This is a genomic window from Gammaproteobacteria bacterium, from assembly GCA_029880545.1.
Classification (GTDB): Bacteria; Pseudomonadota; Gammaproteobacteria; order Acidiferrobacterales; family SZUA-150; genus JAOUOD01.
Genome location: JAOUOD010000001.1, coordinates 19878 through 45695 on the forward strand (window position 1 = coordinate 19878; position 25818 = coordinate 45695).

Genomic DNA, 25818 nt, shown 5'->3' on the forward strand with positions numbered 1-25818 from the left:
ATAATCGGGCCACGAGGCGAATCAGGAGGATATGCCAAGCCGCTTGAGTTCAGATTCTGTTTCTGCGGACGGCCTGGTGGAAAATTGCCGTTGCAAGACCTCGCAACACTGCTGGTAACTCGCCAACGCCTGGTCTGTATTGCCCAGTGAGCGATGGTTTCTCATCAGACCCCGGTAAAACGCTTCTACCATGCCATCGACGGATAACGCCTGCTGGTACAAATTTATTGACTGTTGATACTGGCACCGTTTTTCATACCAGCCAGCCAGCGCGTTCACACAGTTCAGGAACTTCTGGTGCAAGTGCTCCCGGTAAGTATAGAGATCCAGGCTTCCATTGTAGTCATTCAGGCTTCTCCCGGTATAAAGTGACAGAATCTGTTCAGCAAGAACCTTGATCTGTTCCGGGGTGATCTCACTTTTTGCGCCGCTGGAGAACCCGGATACCGATTTCGCAATATTTTCCACTACCCAGGCGTCGACCCAGCATCGCTCACGATTAAGCGTGAAGTATCCTTCCTTGTGGATAATTGCTGAATCCTCGCCCAGCATCAGCTTCAACCGGTGCATGGTTGTGTGTAACTTCTGGTACACCTTTTTGTCATACTCGGATTCCGGCCAAAGCAGTTGACCAAGGGTTTCTGTTGATACCTGGTTGCCTCCGGAAGCAATTAATGCCAACAGCAGGTCAATCGGCTTCTTTTGGGTTTTTCCGGAAAGATCAAGCGGCACCCCGTATAACTCAATTGCCAGGTTGCCCAACGTCGTTAATCGCACGGGCCACGGCCAGGTACGGTTTCTCGGGTCAAGGGCGGCCGGCGGCAACAATTTCCGTATCCTGATCGAATTAAGCACGTATTCTGTCTCGACGTTATTGGCAAGCGCCAAATCGTACAAACGTGCCAACCCGATCCGACCAAGCCAGGGGTGTATGTGTGCACCGCAACGCCGCCCGTGATACATGGCGACTTTCACAGAATCAATAGCCGCTTCAGTATTACTCTTGTCAAGCAGGATAAGTGTCCGGATACATTCAGACAAATACCGCAACGACGCGCTCCCGGCACCTTCTGCAATTAACCGGACTTCTTCCAACAGCGCGGGGTAATCAGAACCGCCACACAGGTAATCCGAATAGGCTACGGATATTCGCGTCAGTGCTTTTGGCAGCACGGTCTGACTCTCATCAGCAGCTTTCATTCCCAACACTGCGTGCTCAAATGCTTCGATCCCTTTCTTCTGTTGCGCATACTGAATTGCCATCGCATCATGAAAATAACTTACATTTACAAGAGGCTGGCTGCTGATGGTACTTCCAATATATTGCAGAATGTCGAGACCCCGCTGGATCTTGCCATCATCCAGGTAGATGATGCTCTCTGATAGCAATAGAATAAAATCAAACTGGTGGATGCCGCTGGATTTTCCTATTGCCTTGCCCTTGTCTATAGCGGACAGGGCAATATCATATTGTGCCTGCAAACGATAATGGCCGGTCTCTATTACTGTCCATATCATGCTTGTAAACGGCTCCTCCTTGTCCTTCACCTGCCTGGCAAGCAAATTCATCAGAACTCCTGCCTTGGTCGCATCACCCCGAAACCATCCATAATCAAGCATTAGCAGGTAAGCGCCATACATTCTCTCCTGGGAGTCCGCCGTCTGGAAAACCATCTTCTTGAGGCAATCTGACCAGGCGTCTATATCCGGGTTGTCCAGCCTGTAAAACAGCATTCCGGAGTAGATGCTGGTTACAACCTTGAACCGCGTGTGGTAGTCCACTTCATTCAGAAATGCCCTGGCAAGGTTTTCCAGTTTTTCTATCCATGCATAATCAAAACCGGGTGCACCCCACTCGAATACAAAGCTGTCAACAATTCCTGATAGCGCCAGCAGTTCTCCTGTTATATCCTGGTTATCGTGAAAGGCTTCGCTGGCCAAAACCAGGAGCGTTCGCGCATCAGCAAAATCGCGGCGCAAAAGGCACTGGCCGCGCCAGTACAATATCCACGGATTGTCTAAAACCTGATCCGGGGGAAGCAATTCAATCCACAACTCTATCGTTGTCCACATGCCGGTTTTTGCATAAAGCGGAGCGTATTTTACAATGAAATTGGACAGTTGCTGGATATTGCCGAACCGCACAAGTATGTCCGGTACTTCTTCATGCCTTGCCGCTTCTTCGAGCATGTAGACCGCATCAGAGATGGTGACGGCTATCTCCTCAGAAGAAAATGATTCTGAAAAACGCTTTGTCAAATAAGTCCTGAACATCGTGTGGAGCTGAAAACAATCGCTTCTTTTCCCTACCGTCGCAATGAACAGGTTTGAACGCACGAGTCCCTGGATCAGCTCTCCAATTTCTTCAAAGCGGCTAATTCTCCTTGCTTCGTCGATGGTAAAATCAGGAAGAATTGAAATCATGGACAACAATTTTTCTTCTCCAGGTTCATACATGCGCGCCATGATCCTGTGAAGATATTCATTGACCATGTCCGCATCTTCAATGCCCAGCGAGCCGGTATCAACACTCCTGTGTTTCTGTTGTTCCAATAGCAGGCAGGCGCCTGCAACCCAGCCTTCTGTCTGTTGCCTTATCCTGTCTACCAGGCAGTCATCAGCCGCGAGTCCCTTGTATGCAATCATGCCCTCGATTTCCGAGTCATCCAGCCTCAAATCATTCCAGCCCATCAAATCGTATTCGATTCCGGCCAATGCGCGCTTCATGACAGTTGACGGCTGATGCCTGGATACAAAACAAATGTGCTTGATGTGGTCATTCATCAATAGAGAGGACAAGATCAATTGCGTAGGCGAACCTGGTTCGAGCTCGTGACAATCATCCAGGATTACGCTTACTGGCGTCGAAATGCCGCGAAACAGGCTTTCAAAATAATTATCGGCATAGGCCAGGAAGTCCACGCTTTGCCCCCTCGGCAAGTCAGGGGCAGCGTTTACGGAGTTGGTATACCGTTGATGAATCGTCCGTCCGAACTCTTTCAGAAAAACAGCCGGGTCGTTATCCCTGCAGCTGATTTGGTACCACGCAAACTGGCTCGGTTTCCCGGATATCCAGCTGGCAAGCAACGACGTCTTGCCCGACCCGGGCGGCCCTGATATCCATGACAGTAGTCTCGTTGATGCCTTGTCCAGCCAATCCAGTAATCTTTGGCGCCTGAAATATGAAATATTCTTTTTCGGACCGGATTGCTGAGGGAAGTTTCTTTCTGACATCAAATCACTTCACATTCAAATTCTGATATTGCACCACAACTCCGCCATCCCCGGCTTGTTTTGGTCACAACTCGGAACAATATTATTATTTCGGAGGATCACGATTCAGAGCTAATCGAGGCCAGTCACACCAGTGAACTGGCCATGGTTTTAGCCGGATCTGGATACCGTTGATACCTCAATGGCGCTGGTCTTCATTCGATTCTTTTCAGGACCGGGACCATCCTTGATACAAGCTGACAGGTTACGTTTGAAATTGGTGTCCGTACCCGCCGGCTGGGTCCAGGCCACAATTAGCCTGAATTCGATAAAACATGACTGCGTGATTGGGCCCGTTTATCACCAGTATAACGCCTGGTATTTACATATTATTTACAGAAAATCGACACAGGCCGCTGTCGGGCCCGATAACCCGGTCACATTGCAATGACCACGCGACCGGGCGAAAAAGCCGACTCTCAGACCGGGCACACTTTCTCGCCCAGCTTGGCGGTGAGCTCCATGTTTTCCGAATAATCAACCGGGCAATCAATCAGGCTAACCGTGTTGTCCGCCAACGCTTTTTCCAGTGTCGGCAACAAGTCTTCGGTTTTTTCAATGCGGTACCCCTTGGCGCCAAAGGATTCGGCATACATCACCAGGTCAGGGTTGGTGAACTTGATATGCGATGGCCGACCGTACTGCACATTCTGTTTCCATTCGATCAGCCCATAAGCGCTGTCATTCCAGACCAGGATAACCATGGGCACATTCTCGCGCATGGCTGTTTCAATCTCCTGCGAGTTCATCAGGAAACCGGCGTCACCGGTTACCGCGACCACCTTGCGACCAGGGTAGGCCAGCTTGGCCGCCATGGCGCCGGGCACGGCAATACCCATGCTGGCAAAACCGTTGGATATGATGCAGGTATTGGGTCGCTCGGCCTGGTACATACGCGCCATCCACATCTTGTGTGCGCCAACATCAACAATGGCGATATCCTCCGGATCCAGCGCTTTGCGCAAATCGCGAATGATACGTTGTGGTTTAACCGGGTAGCTGTCTTCATCGGCATGCCACTTCAGTTCTTCCTTGATGATATTGCGTAACCCGTCAAAACCGTTTCCGTGATGCGGGTGTGATTCGCCGGCCAGTGCATGCAGGGTCGCGCCAATGTCACCGACGATTCCCGCGGCAACAATATAGTGTGCATCCACTTCGGCCGGGCGTGAATCAATATGGATGATTTGCCGATCCTTGGTTTTGTGCCAGAGATAGGGGTGATATTCAACTATGTCATAACCCACGCAAATGATGACATCGGCGCGGTCAAATCCACAGGACACATAGTCATGACTTTGTAATCCTACCGTCCCGAGGCTCAGGTCGTGCGAACTTGGTATGCTGCCCTTGGCCATGAACGTTGTCGCAACCGGTATATTGAGCTTCTCGGCAAACTCCATCAGATCCTGGCAGGCCCGCGCCCGGACAACACCGTTGCCGGCCATAATCAACGGAAACCTCGCTTCGGAAATAATTTTGGCAGCCTGCTTGATCTTGTTTAACGCTGGTGCGGGCGCTGCAGCAGATTGTACATGCAACGGTTGCTCGTCCACTTCCATATCTGCGACATTTTCCGGGAAATCGATAAAGCAGGCGCCGGGTTTTTCCACCTGCGATATCTTGAACGCCTTGCGCACAATTTCCGGCACCACTTCCGGCTCAAGGATCTGCGCCGCATACTTGGTGAGCGGCCTGAACATGTTCACCAGGTCCAGCACCTGGTGTGACTCCTTGTGCAACCGTGTTGTTCCCGCCTGGCCAGCGATGGCCACGACCGGTGCGTGATCCATATTGGCATCGGCCACGCCTGTCACCAGGTTGGTGGCGCCCGGGCCCAGGGTCGACAGGCAAACGCCGGCCTTACCGGTCAGACGGCCATAGACATCGGCCATAAACGCGGCACCCTGTTCGTGGCGGGTCGTGATAAAACGAATCCTGGAATCAAGCATGGCATCCATAACAGCGAGGTTTTCCTCACCGGGGATACCGAATATATATTCTACGCCCTCGTTTTCGAGGCATCGGACAAACAGTTCTGCAGCGTTCATTTTGCTTCCCTGGGTCGCCGGACGACGACAATTGTTAGGGCGCAGTCGTAGTACCCGGCCACGCCGGCAGTATAGTGTCAGTATAGCAACATCAACGAACAATCAAGCATTCGCAACTGTAAATCATTGTTTAGCCGATTGGCGGACCGAAAACCAGTCGCTCTTTCCATATTTCTGGTTATCGGTCAGCACTGGCCCTATTTTTTGGATTTTGAAATCCTGTCGACCAGGTAATCGATCACCTGCAGTACACGTTCATGGCTGCCGGCAGTGCTGGCTGAGACCACGAAGCGTCCGTCGACAACAACGGTGGGCACCGAACGAACTCCATAGGATGCGCCCAACTGGAACGCCTGCCGGGTATTGCTGTCCACGGAAAATGATTTGTACTGCTTCATGAACTCTCCGGCATCAAAACCATTGGCCTTGACCAGGTCGGCCACTTCATCAACGCTTTCGAGATGATTATGCTTGGCGTGAATGGCTTCGAATACCTTGCCGTGCATACCATCGACGATACCCATCGCTTCAAACGCGTAGTAGCTTCGCGCATGAACAATCTTGTTTGGAAATGCCGGGGTGCGCACAAATTTTGCCGACTTGGGCTTGTTCTTCAACCACTTTTCCAGTAATGGCTCGAACTGGTAACAATGGCCGCAGCCGTACCAGAAGAATTCGCGCACCTCGACCTGCTTGCCATCAAATGTAGATTCGCTGAACGGGATCTCGGTGTAATGAATATTCTCTTCAAACTTGGCTGCCCAAACCGGCGATACAAACAGCCCGATCAACATCGCCAATCCGAAATTCTTTAGTATCAACTGCTTCATGTTTGCTCCCTGTTTATGTCCGGAAAATAATAAGTACTCAATTCAGAAAGTTGTCACGAGGCCGTCATTGATGCCAGCCATGTTCTGTCAGCGCGTCCTGTATTACCTGCAATCGCAGCTCGGGATCGTCCTGTTCAAGCAAGGCCTGGCGATCGAGATTATCCATTGGCAACAATTCGGCCAGGCGGTTGGCGACCCAGTCCGCATCATTCGATCGCTGATGCTCAAGATAATAGGGGTCACCCTCCTTTATCAACAGCTGGCCCAGGACCCGCTTGCTTAATTCAAATTCCGGCGCCAGCTTCTCACGCGGCATCTCTTCACGCAATCGCACGCGGGCCAGCACAGCCTGGTTGCTGTTTACTTCGTAATCGACAACATCAAAGCGGCGCCCTCCCGATACCGTCAGTGTAAACACGCCCTGCTGCGCCATTTCCCAATCAACAATATGCGCCAACGTGCCCACTCGACACGGCACCGCAGCGGACCCGGTTTCGTTACCCTCGTCAATGAGACATATACCAAAAGGCTGATCATTTTTCAGGCAATGACTCACCATATCAATATAACGCGCCTCGAAAACCTTCAGCCGCAAGCGGCCATCGGGAAACAAAACGCTGTTCAGGGGGAAAAGGGCTAACGGCAACACTGGCTCAACTCCGCCTGGCAAGTGCTTCCAGCAACAAGGCATGGATGCCACCAAAACCACCGTTGCTCATGATGAGAATATGATCGCCATGCTGCGCGGTCTTTGCCAGGTAAGCCACAGCGTCATCAACGGATTCCAGTTGCCTCGCCTTTCCGGCAAGGCTGGCCACTATAGCGCTCATATCCCAGTCCAGCGCTGCCGGTTTTACCAGGACGACGTCGTCGGCCGCTACAAGGCTGTCAGCCAGCTGATCACGGTGCACGCCCATGCGCATGGTATTGGAGCGGGGTTCAAGTACGGCAACCAACCGGTTGTTGCCGATGCGTTTACGCAACGCGTCTATGGTCAGGGCTATGGCCGTCGGGTGATGGGCAAAATCATCATAGACACGAATACCGTCAATATCCCCGCGTAATTCGAGACGACGTCGAATACCCTTGAACCCGGAAAGGGCTTCCAGGGCTACTTTCACCGGCACACCGGCATGGCGTGCCGCAGCAATGGCGGCCAGCGCGTTATGCATGTTGAACCGTCCGAGCATCTGCCAGCTTACCGTGCCCTGGACAACATCGTTCAGACTGACTTCAAATACAGACCCGTCGGCCTCAAGTTCCCGCGCCTGCCACGCACCGCCATGACCAAAACGTTCCACCGGTGTCCAGCAACCGCGATCCAGCGCTTTCTGCAAACTGGCGTCGTCGTGCTGCTGAATTATCAACCCATTGGCCGGAACCGTACGCACAAGGAAATGAAACTGGGTCTGAATCGCGGCGAGATCAGTGAAAATATCTGCGTGATCGAATTCAAGGTTATTGAGAATCAGCGTGCGCGGCCTGTAATGAATGAACTTGGAGCGCTTGTCAAAAAAAGCCGTATCATATTCATCGGCCTCAATGACAAAAAACGGCTTCTTGCCCAGGCGCGCGGAGATACCGAAGTTGCCGGCAACGCCGCCGATAAGAAAGCCCGGGGTCAACCCGGCATACTCGAGGATCCAGGCCAGCATGCTGGTCGTGCTGGTCTTGCCATGGGTTCCCGCTACGGCCAGGACCCAGGACTGATCATACAATACTGCTTCAGCCAGCCACTGCGCACCCGAGGTATACCGCAACCCTCGAGCCAGGACCGCTTCGACTTCCTCGTTACCCCGTGACAGCGCGTTTCCGATAATCACCAGCTCAGGCGCATTATCGAGATTGCCTGCCTTGTAGCCTTCAAAAAGCGTGATGCCCTGTTGTTCCAGCTGCGTACTCATGGGTGGATAACAACCCGCATCGGAACCGGTCACCGTATGGCCGAGCTCACGCGCAATCAGCGCCAGACCACCCATGAACGTACCGCAGATGCCGATGATATGAATGTGCATTAAACAACCTTGTCAGCGGTAACCGCTGCCGTTACGCCGAGTGAAACAAAAACATAAAACAGGGCCAGTCCGGCGCCAAACATCAAGGGTATCTCCAGTGCATGACGCAAAATATGCGCCATAACCAGCACGTACCAGATCAATATTAGCCAGAACATCATCGGCGGCAAGCCGACAACCAGGGCAACTATGGCAACCAGAGAAAAAAATGTTCCAGCGCCCAGCAACGCGATCAGCGTTTGCGTACTGCGCCGGTAAAAACCCCGCGCCACCACGGCGCCATGGGCCAGCAACACCAGCAAGACAGCATCAACCAGGGTTGATTGCGCTGCCAGTGGCCACGGGTGCTGGCTGGCAGCGCCCGCGGTTCCGGCGATAACATAGGCGGCTGCGCAAATGGTCAGCAAGCCTGATGATGCCGGCAAGTGTTGGGGGCCGTTTCTGAAGAAACACAGCCAGAAAAATTGATTCAAAAGGTTCATTGCGTATCCGTAGCAACACTGTCCAGTTTCCAGCTACCCGAGTCCTGCAAGCTGAACTGCAAGGTAAACAAGGCGGCTACAGCAGCAGTTCTGCTGCCAGACTCTCGAACAGATACAACCACCTCCTGGCGCTTGCCGTCATTGTTAACCGTGCTGGCCTGCACACTGTAGTGCAGGGTTGCGCCCTGTCGTTGCATATTCCTGACGTAGACCAGGCTCACATGCGGTCCCGATTTTTCCAGCAAACTGCGTGGATCCGTCCCGGAAGGCCAGCCCGCAGTTTTGATCAGGGTTTCAACATCGGCCTGTTCAGCTGTCAGCCCGCGAATAAATTCCACGGCGCGACGCTCGGTATCATCGAGCAGAAACTGGCATGCTGATGCCAAGCTGAAGGTTATCGCGAGCAATAACATGCGCAACAACCTGGTGTTGGATATTTTCATGGACGGGATTCCGCGCGCCTTGCCATCACCGCCGTTACCGGCTCCAGAATATACATTCGACCCGACTGCTTCATGTGACCGGCATAAAATTCTGCCGATTCCCCGCGACCAAAAAACACGTCAGCGCGCACCGCTCCCTTGATAGCGCCACCGGTATCCTGTGCCATCATTAACCGGCGGAATACCGCCTCAGGGTCAGCGCCACTTGCCGGCAATGTCGTATCTAGCCAGACCGGGCTGCCCAGGGGCACAACATTGCGATCTACAGCGATGCTGCGCCCGGCGGTCAGCGGCACATTAAGTGATCCCAGCGGGCCGGCCAGCTCTGCCTTGCGCTCATCGAAAAAAATGTAGCTCGGGTTACTGTGCAACAACTGCATGGCACGATCGGGATTGTTCTCGATCCACTGTCGAATCGAATACATGTTCACGTTCTCTCGCTCGAGCTCACCCCAGCGAATTAGCTGCGCACCAATAGACTGGTAGGGATGGCCATTCTGATCGGCATAACCGATGGCGATTTCATCGCCCGTGTCCAGGCGCACGCGCCCCGAGCCCTGGATGTGCAGAAAAAATACATCCACAGCATTGTCTACCCAGAGCAACACCTTGTCCCGTAATGACCGGTGCCCATTCTCGATCTGGCGTCGACTGTAGTACGGGACAACGCGATTTCCGTCCAGGCGCGCGCGTACCGGCCGGTTTGCAAGTTCCGGGAACAACGATGACAGGTCAACACGCAACAAATCATCAGGCGTCGAGTAAATGGGAAACCGGTAGCGCTTGCTGCGTTTGCGGCTGCCGGAAAGTATCGGCTCGTAATAACCGGTGATCAGGCCTTCGGCGTTCCCTTCTTCAGTCGTAATGGCACGTGCAACAAAGCGACTCTCAAAAAAAGCCCGGGCTGTTTCGGTATTCACTTCGCCGATCAGTACTACCTCTGAACACAGCTGTGCCCATTCCGGTGAACTGCGAACGGCACTGCTGTTGCAGCTGCTTTGCAGGGCCGGCCACGCAGCGGCCGGGTCGTCTTCCTGCCAGCCCGGCAATGTGCTGACCGGGACCGTGACTGGCAAGGTTACGCAGGCCTGCAGCCACAACACGGATGCAGCGGTCCACACCAGACGGAAACGGAATCGACTAACAAGGATATCTAGAATGTTGGCCATGGTGCTTGCTCGTTCGGGTCCTGTCAGCGCCTGGCACCAAACCGGTCGATATCAGGCATCAGCCTTCTTCGGATTGTTCGGGTTCGTCTTCCCAGGGTTCAGCAAAGCCACATTCCTTTTGCGGACAAACGCGCTCGGTACCTTTTCGCTTGGTAGTCTTGATGGTCATCATCGGGAAGCCACAATCCGGGCAAGGTCCCGCCACCGGCTTGTTCCAGACGGCGTAGGTACAGTCAGGATAACGCTCGCAGGAAAAGAAGATTTTGCCATACCGTGATTTGCGCTGGAGCATGTTGCCCTGGTGACATTCCGGGCATTCAACACCCATGTCCTTGGGTGGTTCCAGCGGCTCCATGTGTTTGCAATCAGGGTAACCACTGCAGCCGATAAACTTGCCATAGCGACCACGTTTGACGATAAGGTCTGATTCGCACAACGGGCATTTACGCCCTTCAACCACTTCCGGTTCTGCGGGCGCATTTGGATCGTCATCCACGTTACGCGTGTAATCGCATTCCGGATAACCGGTGCAACCAATAAAGTAACCATTGCGCCCGAGCCGTTTGGCCAGTTGTTTCTGGCACTTGGGGCATTGCTCTTCAAGCATTTCAACGCCAGGTCGTTCCGCATCCTGCTTGGCATCCACCTGGCCCTTGAACTCGTCCCAAAAATCCCGCATCAACGGCTTCCATTGCTGCTCACCACGGGATACGGCATCGAGATCATCTTCCAGCTTGGCGGTAAAATCGTAGTCGACATACTTGGTGAAATGTTCTGACAGGAACTTGTTCACCACGCGGCCAACATCCGTAGGCATGAAACGGCGCTTGTCCAGCTCGACGTATTCGCGGTTAACCAGCGTCGAGATAATGGATGCGTAGGTGGAAGGGCGGCCAATGCCGTAGGCCTCCAGGGCCTTGACCAGGCTGGCTTCGGTGTAGCGCGGCGGTGGCTCGGTGAAGTGCTGCTCCTTGCGCAGTTTTTCAAGATCCACCGTGTCACCCTTTTTCAGCGGTGGCAGTAACGCCTGGTCTGCTTCTTCGGTCTTGCTGTCATCCTGGCCTTCCTGGTACACGGCCATGAATCCCGGGTTAACCACAGTTGACCCGGTAGCGCGAAATATATTGCCTTCGCCGGACTGAAGTTCAATTGCCATGGTATCCAGCGTTGCATGGATCATCTGGCACGACACGGTTCGCATCCAGATCAGGTTATAGAGCTTGTATTGTTCCGGCTTCAGGTATTTCTGCATGTCTTCCGGCGTACGCATTGCCGAAGTCGGGCGAATCGCCTCATGCGCCTCCTGGGCGTTCTTCGATTTGCTCTTGTAGACCTGGGGTTGCTCCGGGACATTTTCCTTGCCGTAACGCTGCTGGATGAGCTGTCGGATTTCTTCGACAGCTTCGGTAGCGAGGTTTACCGAGTCGGTACGCATGTAGGTGATAAGGCCGATGGTTTCGCCATCGATATCAAAGCCTTCGTAAAGTTGCTGCGCCACCATCATGGTTCTTTTGGCGCTGAAGCCAAGTTTGCGTGCCGCTTCCTGTTGCAGGGTCGATGTTATAAAAGGTGGCGACGGGTTGCGCTTGCGCTGTTTCTTTTCAACGCTGGCTACTTCCAGCTTGCCCCTGGCTTCACCCAGGACCGTAGCCTCGATTTCGTTGGCCCTGGTTTCGTCACCGATATCAAACTGGTCAAGCTTGTTGCCCTGATAATGGCTCATCTTGGCAACAAAAGGGTTTTTTTCCGCAGTCAGGTCTGTTTCGATGGTCCAGTATTCACGCGGTACGAACTTTTCAATTTCCAGTTCACGCTCAACTATCATGCGCAAGGCAGGGCTTTGCACGCGTCCCGCTGACAGTCCGCGGCGCACCTTCTTCCACAGCAAGGGGGACAGGTTAAACCCTACAAGATAATCCAGCGCCCGGCGTGCCTGTTGTGCATCGACCAGCTCTATGGACAACGTTCGTGGTTGCTCAATGGCCGCTTTTATCGCCTTCTTGGTAATTTCATGAAACTCGACACGAAAAACCGGCTTGTCGCCAATGACTCCGCGCTCTTTCAGGATTTCGTACAAATGCCAGGATATGGCTTCGCCTTCGCGATCAGGGTCAGTGGCCAGGTACAGGTTGTCGGCTTTTTTCATTGCCTTGACGATGGCATCAACATGCTTCCTGTTCTTGTCGATGAGCTCGTACTTCATGGCGAAGTCCTGATCCGTATCGACAGCGCCCTGTTTCGGAATCAGGTCGCGCACATGGCCATAGGAAGCGAGCGCGGAAAATTCCTTGCCCAGGTACTTGGTCATGGTTTTGGCTTTGGCCGGTGATTCGACGACGATGAGATTTTTTGCCATGGCAGCCTAAGGTTCAGGCCCTGCGCAGTGTCGTAACATTTAAGCGATATGCGAAAAAATACATGGGATAGTTGGTTCTATTTGATCTCGCCTGATCCTGTTTGTACCGCCCCGATACGATCCTGTGGGCGGTTATTGTGTGGTAACGGGTTCATCACCCATTACCCATTCTTCCAGCATGCCGTGGCTGTGTTCATGACCCGGACGATTAAACAACACCATCAGAATCACCCACCGCAATTGCTCTGTATCCACCTCTTCCGGCTCGAGGGCCATGGCTCGGTCAATCACCAGTTCCCGTGAAGCCGGATCCAGCACACCCTGTTGCTGCAGACGCATAATCAGTCCACGACATTCAACCGGCATCTTTTCCTGTTCTTCACTGGTAAATATCCGCAGCGATGTCGGTCTTGGTTCCGCGACCATGCCAATTGGCAATGCTTCACGTAACTCGGACAGCTCTTCAAGCCAGGTAAAGGCTTTGTTGACTTCCCCCGAAGGAAATCCGGCCTGGGTCAGCTCGATCATCAAGGCGTCCTGGTCCGGATCCATATCGCCCGTATCATCCAGGTAGTTGTCAAACAGGTACATTAATACATCAAATACTTTTTCTTTCATTCGCTCCGATTACCTGTTTGTCTGGCGCATATAGCGGCCGCCGCTAGTCTGGCTCACCAACTGCTGCAGTTCCAATTGCAACAGCATGGAGGAAATCACATCCGACGTCAATCCAGTACGCTCGACGAGGGCATCCACGGACACAGGCTCGTAGCCCAGCGCGATCAACAATGAACCGGATTCGGGGCTGATCCCATCGTCGTACTTGGTGGCCGGGGGAAGTGATATTTGTGCCGATAACTCTACCAATGAACCCAGTTCTTCGGCGATATCCCAGATAGTTTCCACCAGCTTGGCACCGGACCGTATCAGCGCATGGCAGCCGCGGGATTGTGGTGCGTCGATAGAGCCGGGGATGGCAAAAACCTCGCGACCCTGCTCCGCTGCCAACCGCGCTGTAATCAACGAACCGCTTCTTGGTGCCGCCTCCACCACCAGCACGCCGAGACTGAGGCCGCTGATAATCCGGTTTCGCCGCGGGAAATGGTCTGCCAAAGGGGGTGATCCGAGCGGGAATTCGGAAATCATGGCGCCGCGTTCGACGAGCTGCTGCGCCAGTTTCCGGTTTTTTGCCGGGTACACCTGGTCCAACCCGGTGCCCATGACTGCCAACGTTACCCGGTCACCGGCCGTGCTTAAGGCGCCTTGATGCGCGGCCGTGTCCACTCCCAGGGCCATGCCACTGGTGACCAGCAGGCCCGAATCCACCAACGCCCGGCCAAAACGGTGGGCATGCTCGGCACCGGCGGCACTTGGATTACGGCTTCCAACCACACCGAGGCCCGGGCTGGATAAACACACTGGGTCACCACTTACATACAAGCCTATTGGGGGGTCACTGATTTCTCGTAGCAGCGGTGGATAGAGTGGGTGCCGCCAGTCAATAAAGTGGTGATGGTCCGCCTCGAGCCAGTCCATGGTGGCGTCGACCATCCGGGCGGGCGGTGCTGCCTGCAATTGATGTTGCAAACCCGGCCATCGGCACTGAAGAACCGCCTCTAATTCGGATTGACCGGCGGAAAATATCTGCTCGATGGTTTCAAAGTGCCTGAGCAGGCGCGCCAAGCGTACGCTACCGAGGCCTTTGACTGCTTGCAATGCCAGGTAGTTGGACAACACCGATTCCGGTGTAGGATCGGATTGCGGGGTAGTCATATGCTGATTCCTCCCTGAGCCAGCGATTACAACCAATTCAGTGAATGCTACAGGGAAGTTTGTACCAGATGAAGCGTGGCCGACCAAATATCACCCCGGTCGGCCGGATCGGCGTCAGGGCTTGGTCACCACATCATGAATATGGACCGGTCTGTCTGCGCTCATTACCAAGCCGTAAGCACTGCGTTTGAACGTTCGGAATACCAGCATGAGTCCGGTCGGCTCGTCGGGAACAGTGTATTTGCGGCCCGTGACCGGGTCCGTATCTTCCCCCACATGTCGCCAGATGCGTAATACGTGGCCTTGCTCCAGGCCATCGACTTCACCCAAGTCAATTACAGCAATACTCATGGCCCCAAGCTGGGTAGCCTGGTCATAACCAAGCACAATGGAGCCCTTCACGTTGTTTTTGGGCGCGCGAGGCAGATAATAAGGTAAGGGTGGAGTTTTACCGACCGGCCACAGGCGGTCTGTAGGCAGAATTTCCTTGACGGCCTTGGTTACGATCAATTTGGAAGCGTTTCGCCGGCCCTTGTTATGATCCAGCATCTTGGCTTCGCCGAGGAAAACGGCCTCGTAGCCCAAGGTGCGCTGACTACCTGGACTCTGAATTCGGCGACCTTTACGGAAAATGTAGTAATACTCTGCCGTATCACCGTCTAGCCCACGCGCGTAAAACTCATCGTTGGTGCCCAGCGCCCGTCGATTATCGCGTCCAATGGTCACGTATCCGGCACGCTCCAGTTCATTGCGACCCACCACCAGCGGCCGGGTCAGGAACGGTCCAATAGCGCTGGGATCAATGGTTGGAATCGCGGCTTCGCGTGAGCTGCTACGCACCTTGGGTTGCAGGCGCTCACGATCTCCTATGGTAATCCGGGGTTTGTCCAGATCTGGCTTGGGAATCGGGACCGCCACCGGCTCCTCTTTTGGCCACTCCGCCGGTTTGCGCGGTTGTTCATCCGGAACTTGAACAGTTGGTGTTGGAGATGGAGGCGGCGGCGCCACCTTCTGTTGCGTCAGGCGAGTCAGTTGCGGTTGGCCATCCACCCATCGCAACAAAATGACGTCGCCAGGATAGATAAGATGCGGGTTTTCGACTTGCTCGTTGATTTTCCAGACTTTTGCCCATTGCCAGGGAGAGCTCAGAAAGCGAGCCGCAATATCCCAAAGGGTATCGCCTTTGACCACCGTATAGCGTTCGGGATGATCGGATTTCAGCGCAACCTGATCGCCGGTCGTAACCGTCGTCGTGTACTCGGTTTCAGTAGTGACGGGGGTCGTTTCAGCTTCTACCGGTACCGCCGCGGCAGCAGGCTCTTCGGCCCAAACCGTGGACAGCGATAACGCTGATCCCACCAGTATTGCTGTTAATAAAGGTATAGCGGTACGCGACATGCCGATATTTTCCGTATATGCTTTTCGGAACAGTTTAGCCCAGTTTTTTCATGAGACCAAGCCTGATAAACTCAAATTTTGCTTTTTTTTCAGTAGCCTTTGTAACAAAAGTAATCCATTTTCACAACTTTGAGAGACATGTAACGAAATCCCATGGCTATTCGTACCATTCTTCACTATCCGGACCCCCGCTTGCGCACCGTGGCAAAACCCGTCACCGAGTTCGATAACGCCTTGCGTACTCTCGCCCAAGACATGGCGGAGACCATGTATGACGCCCCTGGCATTGGCCTTGCCGCCACCCAGGTTGATGTTCACCAGCGCGTCGTGGTCATCGATATTACCCATGAAAAGAATGACTTACGCGTACTTATTAATCCCGAAATCGTCGAGCGCCGGGGTGAAGAAGAAATGGAAGAAGGCTGTTTGTCGGTACCAGGAATCTACGACACGGTAACCCGAGCGGACTGGGTGAGAGTGCGCGCCCGGGATGTAGACGGCAAGGAATTTGAAATCGAAACCGACGGCCTGCTGGCGGTGTGTATTCAGCACGAAATCGACCACCTGGATGGCAAGGTGTTCGTCGACTACCTGTCACGACTGAAACAACAGCGCATCCAGAAAAAACTGGAGAAACAAAGTCGCGTGGCCATGTAGGAGGCCACATGAAACTAGCCTTCGCCGGTACGCCGGATTTTGCTGTCCCCGCCCTGCGCGCCCTGATTGACGCCGGCCACGACATCGTTGCGGTATTCACTCAGCCGGACCGACCCGCCGGGCGAGGTCAAAAATTGCGACCCAGCCCGGTAAAGCAGCTGGCCCTGGACGCCGGCATTCCGGTATTTCAGCCGCTTTCGCTGAAAACCGAGGATGCCCAGGAACACATTCGCCGGCTCGACGCTGACGTCATGGTGGTGGTCGCCTACGGCTTGATTCTGCCGCCGGCGGTTCTGTCGCTGCCCCGCCTGGGCTGCCTGAATATTCACGGTTCGCTGTTACCTCGCTGGCGCGGCGCCGCACCGATTCAGCGAGCTATTGAAGCAGGCGATAGCGAAACGGGTATTACTATTATACAAATGGATGTCGGGCTCGATACCGGTGCCATGCTGCTCAAACGCGTTTGTCCGATCGGTGCCACCGATAATGCTCAGGATTTGCATGATCGGCTTGCTAATCTTGGCGCCAGCGCGATTGTCGACGCCATCCAAAACCTGGCGTCCAGGCAACTACACCCGGAAATGCAGGACGATGCGCTGGCTAACTACGCTGCCAAGCTGGAAAAACCCGAGGGGGCCATCGACTGGCATCAGCCAGCGATGGTCATCGATCGAAAAATTCGTGCCTTCACTCCTTGGCCCGGCGCCTACAGCACCTGGCAAGGGAAGCGCCTTCGTATCTTGCAGGCACACCCGGTTCTGGAGCCGACCGAACAAATCCTCGATGCCCCACCGGGCACCGTAACGGGCGCCAGCAAATTCGGCATTGAAGTACAGACAGGCGAAGGGCGTATCATCCTGACCCGGCTCCAGGCAGAGGGCGCAAAACCCATGGCCACAGCCGACTTTCTCAATGGAAATCCCATGTCCATTGGACAACGATTCGAGTAGTGATGACAAAACCCGGCCAACAAACGGCTGCCTCCGCGACAGACAAACCGTCGCCGGCAACAATTCGCGCCCAATCCGCGCGTGTCGTGTGCGACGTCCTGTTCGCAGGTCATTTCCTAGACCGAGCGCTGGAAACACACGGGAAAAACTGGCCTGCTGCCGACAAGGCGCTCATGCACGAGCTGTGTTACGGCGCTATCCGCTATGGCTGGCGCTTGCTTGCTGTCATTGAACAGCTGTTGGCAAAACCGCTAAAGGAAAAAGACGGCGATATCGAAGCGCTGATCCTGATTGGATTGTATCAGCTCGTTTACATGCGCACGCCGAGCCACGCCGCTATCAATGAAACCGTGCAGGCCACGCGTAAGCTGAAAAAACCCTGGGCGGCCGGCCTGGTCAACGCCTGTTTGCGAAACTACGAGCGCCAGAAGGCTCAACTGGATCGGCAACTGGATCAGGATCCGGTAAGTCAATACTCACATCCACTATGGCTGATTGAGGCGTTGACCGAAGCGTGGCCAGATCACGTGGATACCATACTGAACGCCAATAATGTTCGGCCGCCCATGTGGATACGGGTGAACCAGGCGCAGTGTTCGGTCGCCGAGTACGCCGAAAAACTCACCCAGGCACAAATCACGCACCGCCATTTTTCCGGGACAGGAATGATTGTTGACCCGGCCAAGCCGGTAGCCCAGCTGCCCGGATTTGATAGTGGCATGGCATCGGTACAGGATGGGGCGGCCCAGTTTGCCGCGATTTGGCTCGATGCCCAACCAGGCAACCGGGTGCTGGACGCGTGCGCAGCGCCGGGCGGCAAGCTGGCTCACATTGGTGAAAGGGAAACGCGGCTTTCGGCCCTGGTAGCTGTTGAAAAAGAGCCCAGGAGAATCCCGCTGATAGAGTCCACGCTGACGCGCACCGGCGTCGTCGCCACCGTGATTGAAGCTGATGCAGCAGCGCCGGCTAGCTGGTGGGACGGGACTCCATTTGACCGGATACTGGTAGACGCGCCATGTTCGGCCACCGGCGTAATTCGGCGCAATCCGGATATCCGGTTTCATCGCCAGGCGCGTGACATCGTCGAACTGGCTGCCGTGCAAACACAAATTCTTGATGCTTTGTGGCCCTGCCTCGCCAAGGGCGGTAAGCTGTTGTATGCAACCTGCTCGATTCTTCCGCAGGAAAACGATGAACAGATTCGCGCTTTCCTGGAAAGGCACGCTGACGCGACCCCGGTGAAACTGGAAGCAGCGCCGACAACAATTATTAACACGCCTTTTGGCAAGCAGTGGTTACCGGGCATGGAGGAGATGGACGGATTCTATTATGCGTGTATTACAAAACGCTAAATGCGTGGCTACGTTAGCCGCGTTGGCCTTGCTCGTACCAACCCTGGTACTGGCCAGGTTTTCCGTCAAACAAGTCGATGCCCAGGTCCAGGAACAACAGCTAGTCATTAACGGGCAATTAAACCTGGACTTGTCCAGCAAGACCGAGGAGGCGTTGGACAAGGGCATACCGCTGGATGTTGTCTTTGACGTCAATCTTTATCACCAGCGCCCGATCATATGGGACAGCGGTTTGCGTCACTGGCAATTCCAGCGACGCATTGTGTTTCATGCCATTTCCAACCAGTACCTCATTACCACCAGGCTGCCAGGCGCCGACCCGCACCAGGAGAGTTTTGCATCCCTCCAGGAGGCGCTGACCGGCATGGGTCGCCTCAATGCTGTCGAACTCAAGACCGGTCAACTGGACATCCCGGCGGACAGCGGTTTGCGGATGGAGATTCGCGCCCGTCTTGATATTGAATCATTGCCGTCGCCGTTACGCCCGGTGGCCTATACCTCACGCAGTTGGCGACTGAACAGTGGCTGGAGCTCATGGTCGGTGAAACGATAAAACGCCAGGGCCTCGGGGTCTTGCCGCTAGGCGTGCTGTCTGCGCTACTGTTTATTTCCTTGTTAATGATGAACGCGGCAACCCAGAACTCGGCCTGGTTTGGAAACCTGTATTCGCTGCTGCTGGTTATCAACATACTTGGTGCCATCATCTTGCTGGCGCTTATCAGTCTCAGTCTTTACCAGTTATACCTGCAGGTAAAAGCGAGGGTAATCGGGTCGCGAATGACCGTACGGCTACTGGGAATCCTGGTGTTGCTGACAGTGATACCGGTAACAGTCGTGTTCGTATTTTCCCTGCAAGCCCTGAACCGGGGCATCGACAGCTGGTTTGACGTCAAGATTGAGCAGGCCATGGATGATGCTCTCAACCTCGGCCGCACCGCGCTCGATGCGCTGAAACAGGACCTGGTAAAAACCGCCAACGAGATGGCCGTCGAACTGGAAACAACCTCGGACAAACTGTCTCTGACGACACTCAACTATCTTCGGGAACAACACGAACTGGCCGAACTGACATTGTTCAGTCCCGAGGGGCGCATTATTGCTTCCAGTTCATCCGAAGGTCCTGATCGCAGCCTGATTCCGGCGACGCCGGACGAATCCATTTTCTCCCAGATTCGCCGGGGCCTGAGTTATGCCAATGTTGACCCGGTGTCACCGGAAGAGCTGCAGCTTCGGGTTGTTGTACCTGTTTATGGTCGTGATGTGGGCACGCCGTTGCGCATGTTGCAGGTATTGCAACCACTGCCCAATCGCTACACCAAGTTGAGCGAAAGTGTTCAGTCATCATTTGTTGAGTACGAGAAACTTGTTTACCTGCGCGGACCACTAAAATTCGGGTTTATTCTGACTCTCAGCCTGGTGGCGTTGATGGTCATGCTGATCGCCATTTCCGGTGCCATCCTGGCAGCACGCAAACTGGTGGCGCCGTTGCGTGACCTTGCCGAAGGCACACAGGCTATTGCCCGAGGTGATTATCACACGGAAATTCCCGTGCCCAGCGAGGACGAACTGGGTATCCTGGTGCGCTCTTTTAACGACATGACTCAGGAAATCAAGCGTGCACATGGTGAGCTCAAACGAAGCCAGAGGGAAACAGAGCTCCAGCGTACTTACCTGCAAACCATCCTCACTCACTTGTCATCCGGGGTGCTGTCCATTGACGAACACCAGAAACTGCGCACCTACAACGCCGCGGCCGAACACATTCTCGGTGTCGGGCTTGAACAAGGTGTTGATCAGAACATTGGCTGGCTCGCCGAACAACGGTCACAGCTGGACGAATTTGTTAAGACCGTTCGCAAGGGCATGGAGAAAAGTCGCAACGAATGGGCCAAGGAGCTGGTTCTGCAAAGCAAGGGCGGTAACCGCACCCTGATTCTCCGGGGCACGCTGTTGCCGAACGTCGGCGACGACAATCCGGGCCTGGTTATTGTTTTTGACGATGCTACTGCTTTGATGCAGGCCCAGCGCGAGGCCGCCTGGGGTGAAGTGGCGCGTCGGCTGGCTCACGAAATCAAGAATCCGTTAACACCCATCCAGCTCTCTGCCGAACGCATACGTCACAAGTTCGGCAAGATCCTGGACGAGGAAAACAGTACCATGCTCAATACCGCCACCAACACGATCATCGAGCAGGTGGATTCGCTGAAGTCCATGGTCAATACATTCAGTGACTACGCACGACCGGCGCAATTGAGCTGGCAGGCACTGGATCTCAACCGCTTGCTGAGCAATACCGCGGAACTTTATCGAACCGACCGGGAAGCTGCAGCATTGGAAGGCAAGTCCGGCAGATCCAGCCCGCGAATCGGGTTTGAGCTGCAACTGGCCGATGGCCTGCCGGAAATTGAGGCTGATATTGGTCGTATGCGGCAAGTCATCAGCAACCTTATTATCAATGCCAAGGACAGTGTTTCGACTACAGACAACGCGACCATACACATTAAAACTTCTTGTACGGACCCTGACGAATGTCTTATGGTTGAGTTGACCATCAATGATAACGGACCGGGTATCAGCGACGACCTGATTGATCGCCTGTTTGAACCCTATGTCACCGGCAAGGAAAAAGGAACAGGTTTGGGTCTGGCCATCGTCAGGAAGATTGTCGAAGAACATAATGGCAACATTGAGGCCGCCAATGGTAACCCGAACCTCGGCGAGCTTTCCGGCGCGGTCATCCGTGTCCAGCTTCCGGTCCACCAGCCTCCGGTTCCGGTAGTGCTGGATGACCTGGAGAACCAGTCATGATCCGCGGAAATATTCTGGTGGTGGATGACGAACCGGATATCCGTCGGCTGGTACAGGAAATTCTCGAGGATGAAGACTACCATATCGTCACCGCCGACAACGCCGCTAGCGCTCGCGAGGCGATGCGCTCGACCCGGCCTGACGTGGTATTACTCGACATCTGGATGCCGGACGAAGATGGTATATCCCTGTTAAAGGAATGGAGCAGCAACGGCCAGCTGACTGCACCGGTTATTATCATGTCGGGCCATGGCAACATTGATACAGCGGTCGAAGCGACAAGACTGGGGGCCTACGATTTTATTGAAAAACCGGTATCGATGAGCAAGCTGTTGCTCATTGTTGAGCGGGCATTGCAGGCCTCGCAACAACCCGGTCAACATTCTTCCCTGCGCGTCCCGGTCGGTGCACTTGCCGGCAACAGCCAGACCATGAAAACACTGCGCGACCAAGTGGCGCATGTAGCGGCCAGCGACGCCTGGGTCCTGATTACCGGCGAAGCTGGAACCGGCAAATCCGCCATCACACGCCATATTCACAATCAAAGCGCGCGTAGCAGTGGTTCCTTTGTCGAGGTAAATCTGGCAGCAATCCAGGCGCAAAATATGCTTGGGCAGTTATTTGGCACCCAGATCGGACACAACCACGTTTCCGGAAGTTTTGAACAGGCGCAAGGGGGTACCTTGCTACTGAACGAAATCGGTGAACTGGACCTGGAAAACCAGTCAGTACTGGCGCAAGCTTTTCGTGAAAAACGCTACCAACGCTTCGGCGGCAACGAAGATATCGACATGGATATTCGAATTGTCGCCACCAGCACCCAGGATCTCAAGGAAGCAGTAAACGGCGGCCGCTTCAGGCAAGACCTTTACGAACTGGTCAGCGTTGCCCAACTGCGGATTCCGGCACTACGGGATCACGTCGAGGACATGCCGGAGCTGGTGACAGCCTATACCGAGTGGTTTGCTGATCGCGAAGGGCTGGCCTACCGAAGATTCACTACTGGTGCGCTCAATACGCTGCGTAACCATGCATGGCCTGGCAATATTCACGAATTGCGGGCGCTGATCAAGCAACTGCTGATACTTAACCAAGGTCCGGAGGTTACCATTCCGGAACTGCGCGAAGCCCTGGGGCGGCACCGGAAAATGGACGTTCGAGCAAGTGTCAGTGACAATACTGACCCACTGTTCGATTTGCCGTTGCGGGATGCCCGGGACAACTTTGAAAAGGCCTACCTTGAATACCAGTTGCGCAAGGCCAATGGCAATGTCAGCGAGGCTGCTACGCTTGCGGGCATTGAACGAACCCATTTATATCGTAAACTAAAGCAACTCGGAATTGATCCGAAACGCCTGAAACCACATTAAGTTGCGGACAGCTGCACGGCCCTCGGCCCACTGGGTGACAAACAAGAAATGAAAATTCTGATTCTAGGCGCCGGACAGGTAGGCACCTCAGTAGCGGAAAACCTGGTCAACGAAGCTAACGACATCACGGTCGTTGACAACGACGCCGAGCGACTGGAAAACCTGCAGAACCGGTTTGACCTGCGTACGGTCCAGGGCAATGGCGCTCACCCGGAAGTTTTGCAGCGGGCAGGTGCCGAAGACGCTGACATGATACTCGCGGTGACCAATAGCGATGAGACCAACATGGCGGCATGCCAGATCGCCTACTCATTGTTTCACACGCCCACCAAAATTGCCCGAATTCGCGCCTCCGAGTACCTGTCTCATCCTGAAATTTTCAGCCAGGAAGCCATACCCATTGACGTTATCATCAGCCCGGAGCAAATCGTCACCGACTACATACAGCGACTGATCGAGTACCCGTCCGCGTTACAAGTGCTGGACTTCGCTGGCGGTCTGGCCCAGCTGGTCGGCGTCAAGGCATACTACGGCGGCCCCCTGGTTGGTCATGAGCTGCGCGCCTTGCGCGAACATTTACCCAACATAGAAACGCGTGTTGCTGCCATCTACCGTCGTGATCGCGCCATACTGCCCAAGGGCGACACGGTCATTGAAGCGGATGATGAAGTGTTCTTTATCGCTGCCAAAAAAGATATCCGTACAGTCATGAGCGAACTGCGCAAGCTGGACAAGCCGGTCAAAAAGGTAATTCTTGCCGGTGGCGGCAACATAGGACGCAGGCTGGCACTGTCGCTTGAACAAAAAAACTTCTCCACCAAGCTTATCGACCACAACCGGGTACGTGTGCGTGATGTGGCCAATGAGCTGAACCATACCATTGTGCTGCAGGGCGATGCCGCCGATGAAGAACTGCTATTGCAGGAAGGAATTGAAGACACGGATGCTTTCTGCGCGCTGACCAACGATGATGAAGCCAATATCCTGTCCGCGATGCTGGCCAAGCGTCTTGGTGCGCGCAAGGTTATGTCATTAATCAATCGCGCGGCCTATGTTGACCTGGTCCAGGCCGGCGGTGAAATCGATATCGCCATCTCGCCGCAAACGGCCACGATTGGCAGCCTGTTGGCGCATGTACGGCGGGGGGACGTGGTTGCGGTGCATTCACTGAGGCGAGGCGCGGCCGAAGCCATTGAGGCTGTTGCTCACGGCGACCAGAACAGCTCCAGGGTAATCGGGCGACAGATATCGGAAATCAAGTTGCCCTCGGGCACGACCATAGGAGCGATTATCCGTAATGACCAGGTATTGATTGCCCATCACGACGTTGTGATTGAACCCAATGACCACGTCATCATGTTCCTGGTGGACAAGCGCCGGATTCCCGACGTCGAAAAACTGTTCCAGGTGTCGTACACCTTTTTCTGATGCAATTTATCGTCATACAACGGGTAACCGGGCTGCTGCTGATGATTTTCAGCACCACCATGCTGCCGCCACTGGCGGTATCTTTTTTCTATCATGATGGCGCACACTTGCCGTTCATTTATGCTTTTGGCCTTACCTTGTTCGCGGGGTTGTTCATCTGGGCACCGGTGCACGCGGTAAGGCGCGACATTCGCTTGCGTGACGGCTTTGTCATAGTCACGCTGTTCTGGACCTCGCTTGCCATGGTCGGCGCGCTGCCACTGGCCATGGCCGATCATCCGCACATGCCCCTGGTCGATGCGTTTTTTGAGTCCATGTCCGGGTTAACAACAACCGGCGCGACGGTACTTACCGGTATCGATGAACTGCCACGTTCCATACTCTATTATCGGCAACAACTGCAGTGGCTGGGCGGAATGGGAATTGTTGTATTGGCGGTGGCGGTTATGCCCATGCTTGGTATCGGCGGCATGCAGCTATACCGTGCAGAAACACCGGGACCCATCAAGGACAGCAAGCTGACGCCGCGCATTACCGAGACCGCCAAGGCGCTCTGGTATATCTATCTCGGGCTCACCGTAATCTGTGCGCTGGCTTACAAGGCGGCGGGAATGGACTGGTTTGACGCAGTGGGGCACAGTTTCTCCACTATCGCCATCGGTGGCTTCTCGACACACGACCAGAGTATCGGGTTTTTTAACAGTTCGGCCATTAACGCCATTGCTATTGTCTTTATGTTGCTCGCGGGCATTAATTTCGCGCTGCACTTCATGGCCTGGCGCGCCCGAAACCCGCTGGTTTACTGGCATGATGCCGAAGTCCGTGCTTACCTGGTTATTATTCTTGGCGTCTGTAGTATTAGCGTTGTTACCTTGGTCGCACAGAATACTTATGACAGTTGGCAGGAAGCTGTCGATCACGGACTGTTCCAGGCGGTATCAATCGCCACGACCACGGGTTTCACCACCAATGGTTTTGCCTGGTGGCCATTATTTCTTCCGGTTTTGCTGATGTTGGCGAGCTTCATAGGTGGCTGTGCCAGCTCTACCGCAGGCGGCATGAAAGTCATACGGATTCTGTTGCTGGTCAAACAAGGCAAACGTGAAATCCTGCGGCTTATTCACCCGGAAGCCATAATCCCCATCAAGGTTGGCGGCAAGCCCACACAAGACCGGGTCATCAACGCCGTCTGGGGATTTTTCTCCTTGTACGTACTGAGTTTCGGTATCCTTTCGCTCATCATGATGGCGACCGGCGCCGATCTTGAAACCTCTTTTTCCGCCGTTGCTGCCTGCCTCAATAATCTTGGACCGGGACTCGGCAATGTCGCCCAGACCTATTCAGGTGTGACTGATATCGGAAAATGGGTGTTGTGTTTCGCCATGCTCATGGGGCGCCTTGAATTGTTCACCCTGCTGGTATTGTTCTCGCCGGCGTTTTGGCGCAGCTAATTGGCGACTCAG

The 25818-nt window shown here is 54.4% G+C and carries 20 protein-coding genes; 8 read left to right on the forward strand and 12 right to left on the reverse strand.

Features of this window, described 5'->3' with window-relative positions:
- Positions 1-21: 21 nt before the first annotated feature.
- The 12 genes from OEZ10_00090 to OEZ10_00145 all read right to left on the reverse strand — a co-directional run bounded on the left by OEZ10_00090 (position 22) and on the right by OEZ10_00145 (position 15790).
- Positions 22-3234, reverse strand: a complete 3213-nt coding sequence (locus tag OEZ10_00090) for a hypothetical protein (GenBank protein ID MDH5631368.1) — start codon at positions 3232-3234, stop codon at positions 22-24.
- Positions 3235-3692: 458 nt separating this feature from the next.
- Positions 3693-5324 carry an acetolactate synthase large subunit gene (locus OEZ10_00095; protein ID MDH5631369.1) on the reverse strand — a complete coding sequence of 544 codons (1632 nt, stop codon included), beginning with the start codon at positions 5322-5324 and terminating at the stop codon, positions 3693-3695.
- Between the two features lie 197 nt (positions 5325-5521).
- Positions 5522-6154, reverse strand: coding sequence for a thiol:disulfide interchange protein DsbA/DsbL (locus OEZ10_00100; GenBank protein MDH5631370.1), 633 nt, complete (start codon positions 6152-6154; stop codon positions 5522-5524).
- Between the two features lie 64 nt (positions 6155-6218).
- Positions 6219-6803 carry an LON peptidase substrate-binding domain-containing protein gene (locus OEZ10_00105; protein MDH5631371.1) on the reverse strand — a complete coding sequence of 195 codons (585 nt, stop codon included), beginning with the start codon at positions 6801-6803 and terminating at the stop codon, positions 6219-6221.
- A gap of 4 nt (positions 6804-6807) precedes the next feature.
- Positions 6808-8169 (reverse strand): UDP-N-acetylmuramate:L-alanyl-gamma-D-glutamyl-meso-diaminopimelate ligase, encoded by a 1362-nt coding sequence (gene mpl / locus OEZ10_00110; GenBank protein ID MDH5631372.1) that lies wholly within the window; start codon positions 8167-8169, stop codon positions 6808-6810.
- On the reverse strand, positions 8169-8651 hold the full coding sequence (locus OEZ10_00115; GenBank protein ID MDH5631373.1) for a hypothetical protein: 483 nt from the start codon (positions 8649-8651) through the stop codon (positions 8169-8171). Before OEZ10_00115 ends, mpl begins: the two co-directional genes overlap by 1 nt.
- Positions 8648-9094, reverse strand: coding sequence for a hypothetical protein (locus OEZ10_00120; GenBank protein MDH5631374.1), 447 nt, complete (start codon positions 9092-9094; stop codon positions 8648-8650). The genes OEZ10_00115 and OEZ10_00120 overlap by 4 nt, the downstream gene beginning before the upstream one ends.
- The gene (locus OEZ10_00125; GenBank protein MDH5631375.1) at positions 9091-10263 is read right to left on the reverse strand and encodes an MltA domain-containing protein; all 1173 of its coding nucleotides are present in this window, start codon (positions 10261-10263) and stop codon (positions 9091-9093) included. Before OEZ10_00125 ends, OEZ10_00120 begins: the two co-directional genes overlap by 4 nt.
- Before the next feature lie 58 nt (positions 10264-10321).
- The gene (topA, locus tag OEZ10_00130) at positions 10322-12619 is read right to left on the reverse strand and encodes a type I DNA topoisomerase (protein MDH5631376.1); all 2298 of its coding nucleotides are present in this window, start codon (positions 12617-12619) and stop codon (positions 10322-10324) included.
- Positions 12620-12751: 132 nt separating this feature from the next.
- Positions 12752-13237: a DUF494 domain-containing protein gene (locus OEZ10_00135; GenBank protein MDH5631377.1), complete on the reverse strand. Its 486-nt coding sequence runs from the start codon at positions 13235-13237 to the stop codon at positions 12752-12754.
- Between the two features lie 9 nt (positions 13238-13246).
- Positions 13247-14392 (reverse strand): DNA-processing protein DprA, encoded by a 1146-nt coding sequence (gene dprA / locus OEZ10_00140; GenBank protein ID MDH5631378.1) that lies wholly within the window; start codon positions 14390-14392, stop codon positions 13247-13249.
- Between the two features lie 114 nt (positions 14393-14506).
- A complete protein-coding gene (locus OEZ10_00145; protein ID MDH5631379.1) occupies positions 14507-15790 on the reverse strand; it encodes a LysM peptidoglycan-binding domain-containing protein in 1284 nt (427 codons plus the stop codon).
- A gap of 153 nt (positions 15791-15943) precedes the next feature.
- Here OEZ10_00145 and def point away from each other — a divergent pair, with 153 nt between their 5' ends.
- The 8 genes from def to OEZ10_00185 are packed head-to-tail and all read left to right on the forward strand — an operon-like array spanning position 15944 to position 25806.
- Positions 15944-16447 (forward strand): peptide deformylase, encoded by a 504-nt coding sequence (gene def / locus OEZ10_00150; protein ID MDH5631380.1) that lies wholly within the window; start codon positions 15944-15946, stop codon positions 16445-16447.
- Between the two features lie 8 nt (positions 16448-16455).
- Entirely contained in the window at positions 16456-17397 is a 942-nt protein-coding gene (gene fmt / locus OEZ10_00155; protein MDH5631381.1) for a methionyl-tRNA formyltransferase, read from the forward strand.
- 2 nt (positions 17398-17399) lie between these two features.
- Positions 17400-18749 carry a 16S rRNA (cytosine(967)-C(5))-methyltransferase RsmB gene (gene rsmB, locus OEZ10_00160; GenBank protein MDH5631382.1) on the forward strand — a complete coding sequence of 450 codons (1350 nt, stop codon included), beginning with the start codon at positions 17400-17402 and terminating at the stop codon, positions 18747-18749.
- Positions 18750-18753: 4 nt separating this feature from the next.
- Positions 18754-19302 (forward strand): DUF4390 domain-containing protein, encoded by a 549-nt coding sequence (locus OEZ10_00165; protein ID MDH5631383.1) that lies wholly within the window; start codon positions 18754-18756, stop codon positions 19300-19302.
- Positions 19284-21557, forward strand: a complete 2274-nt coding sequence (locus OEZ10_00170; protein ID MDH5631384.1) for an ATP-binding protein — start codon at positions 19284-19286, stop codon at positions 21555-21557. Before OEZ10_00165 ends, OEZ10_00170 begins: the two co-directional genes overlap by 19 nt.
- Complete coding sequence (locus OEZ10_00175; GenBank protein MDH5631385.1) at positions 21554-22927, forward strand: sigma-54 dependent transcriptional regulator; 1374 nt, start codon at positions 21554-21556, stop codon at positions 22925-22927. Before OEZ10_00170 ends, OEZ10_00175 begins: the two co-directional genes overlap by 4 nt.
- A gap of 48 nt (positions 22928-22975) precedes the next feature.
- Positions 22976-24355 carry a Trk system potassium transporter TrkA gene (gene trkA / locus OEZ10_00180; protein MDH5631386.1) on the forward strand — a complete coding sequence of 460 codons (1380 nt, stop codon included), beginning with the start codon at positions 22976-22978 and terminating at the stop codon, positions 24353-24355.
- Positions 24355-25806: a TrkH family potassium uptake protein gene (locus OEZ10_00185; GenBank protein MDH5631387.1), complete on the forward strand. Its 1452-nt coding sequence runs from the start codon at positions 24355-24357 to the stop codon at positions 25804-25806. Before trkA ends, OEZ10_00185 begins: the two co-directional genes overlap by 1 nt.
- Positions 25807-25818: the final 12 nt, after the last annotated feature.

Bases quoted from the DNA above. Each gene is read 5' to 3' on its own strand.
- OEZ10_00090 (MDH5631368.1), bottom strand. From the start codon at position 3,234: ATGTCAGAAAGAAACTTCCCTCAGCAATCCGGTCCGAAAAAGAATATT.
- OEZ10_00095 (MDH5631369.1), bottom strand. From the start codon at position 5,324: ATGAACGCTGCAGAACTGTTTGTCCGATGCCTCGAAAACGAGGGCGTA.
- OEZ10_00100 (MDH5631370.1), bottom strand. From the start codon at position 6,154: ATGAAGCAGTTGATACTAAAGAATTTCGGATTGGCGATGTTGATCGGG.
- mpl (MDH5631372.1), bottom strand. From the start codon at position 8,169: ATGCACATTCATATCATCGGCATCTGCGGTACGTTCATGGGTGGTCTG.
- OEZ10_00115 (MDH5631373.1), bottom strand. From the start codon at position 8,651: ATGAACCTTTTGAATCAATTTTTCTGGCTGTGTTTCTTCAGAAACGGC.
- OEZ10_00120 (MDH5631374.1), bottom strand. From the start codon at position 9,094: ATGAAAATATCCAACACCAGGTTGTTGCGCATGTTATTGCTCGCGATA.
- OEZ10_00125 (MDH5631375.1), bottom strand. From the start codon at position 10,263: ATGGCCAACATTCTAGATATCCTTGTTAGTCGATTCCGTTTCCGTCTG.
- topA (MDH5631376.1), bottom strand. From the start codon at position 12,619: ATGGCAAAAAATCTCATCGTCGTCGAATCACCGGCCAAAGCCAAAACC.
- OEZ10_00135 (MDH5631377.1), bottom strand. From the start codon at position 13,237: ATGAAAGAAAAAGTATTTGATGTATTAATGTACCTGTTTGACAACTAC.
- dprA (MDH5631378.1), bottom strand. From the start codon at position 14,392: ATGACTACCCCGCAATCCGATCCTACACCGGAATCGGTGTTGTCCAAC.
- OEZ10_00145 (MDH5631379.1), bottom strand. From the start codon at position 15,790: ATGTCGCGTACCGCTATACCTTTATTAACAGCAATACTGGTGGGATCA.
- def (MDH5631380.1), top strand. From the start codon at position 15,944: ATGGCTATTCGTACCATTCTTCACTATCCGGACCCCCGCTTGCGCACC.
- fmt (MDH5631381.1), top strand. From the start codon at position 16,456: ATGAAACTAGCCTTCGCCGGTACGCCGGATTTTGCTGTCCCCGCCCTG.
- rsmB (MDH5631382.1), top strand. From the start codon at position 17,400: ATGACAAAACCCGGCCAACAAACGGCTGCCTCCGCGACAGACAAACCG.
- OEZ10_00170 (MDH5631384.1), top strand. From the start codon at position 19,284: ATGGTCGGTGAAACGATAAAACGCCAGGGCCTCGGGGTCTTGCCGCTA.
- OEZ10_00175 (MDH5631385.1), top strand. From the start codon at position 21,554: ATGATCCGCGGAAATATTCTGGTGGTGGATGACGAACCGGATATCCGT.
- trkA (MDH5631386.1), top strand. From the start codon at position 22,976: ATGAAAATTCTGATTCTAGGCGCCGGACAGGTAGGCACCTCAGTAGCG.
- OEZ10_00185 (MDH5631387.1), top strand. From the start codon at position 24,355: ATGCAATTTATCGTCATACAACGGGTAACCGGGCTGCTGCTGATGATT.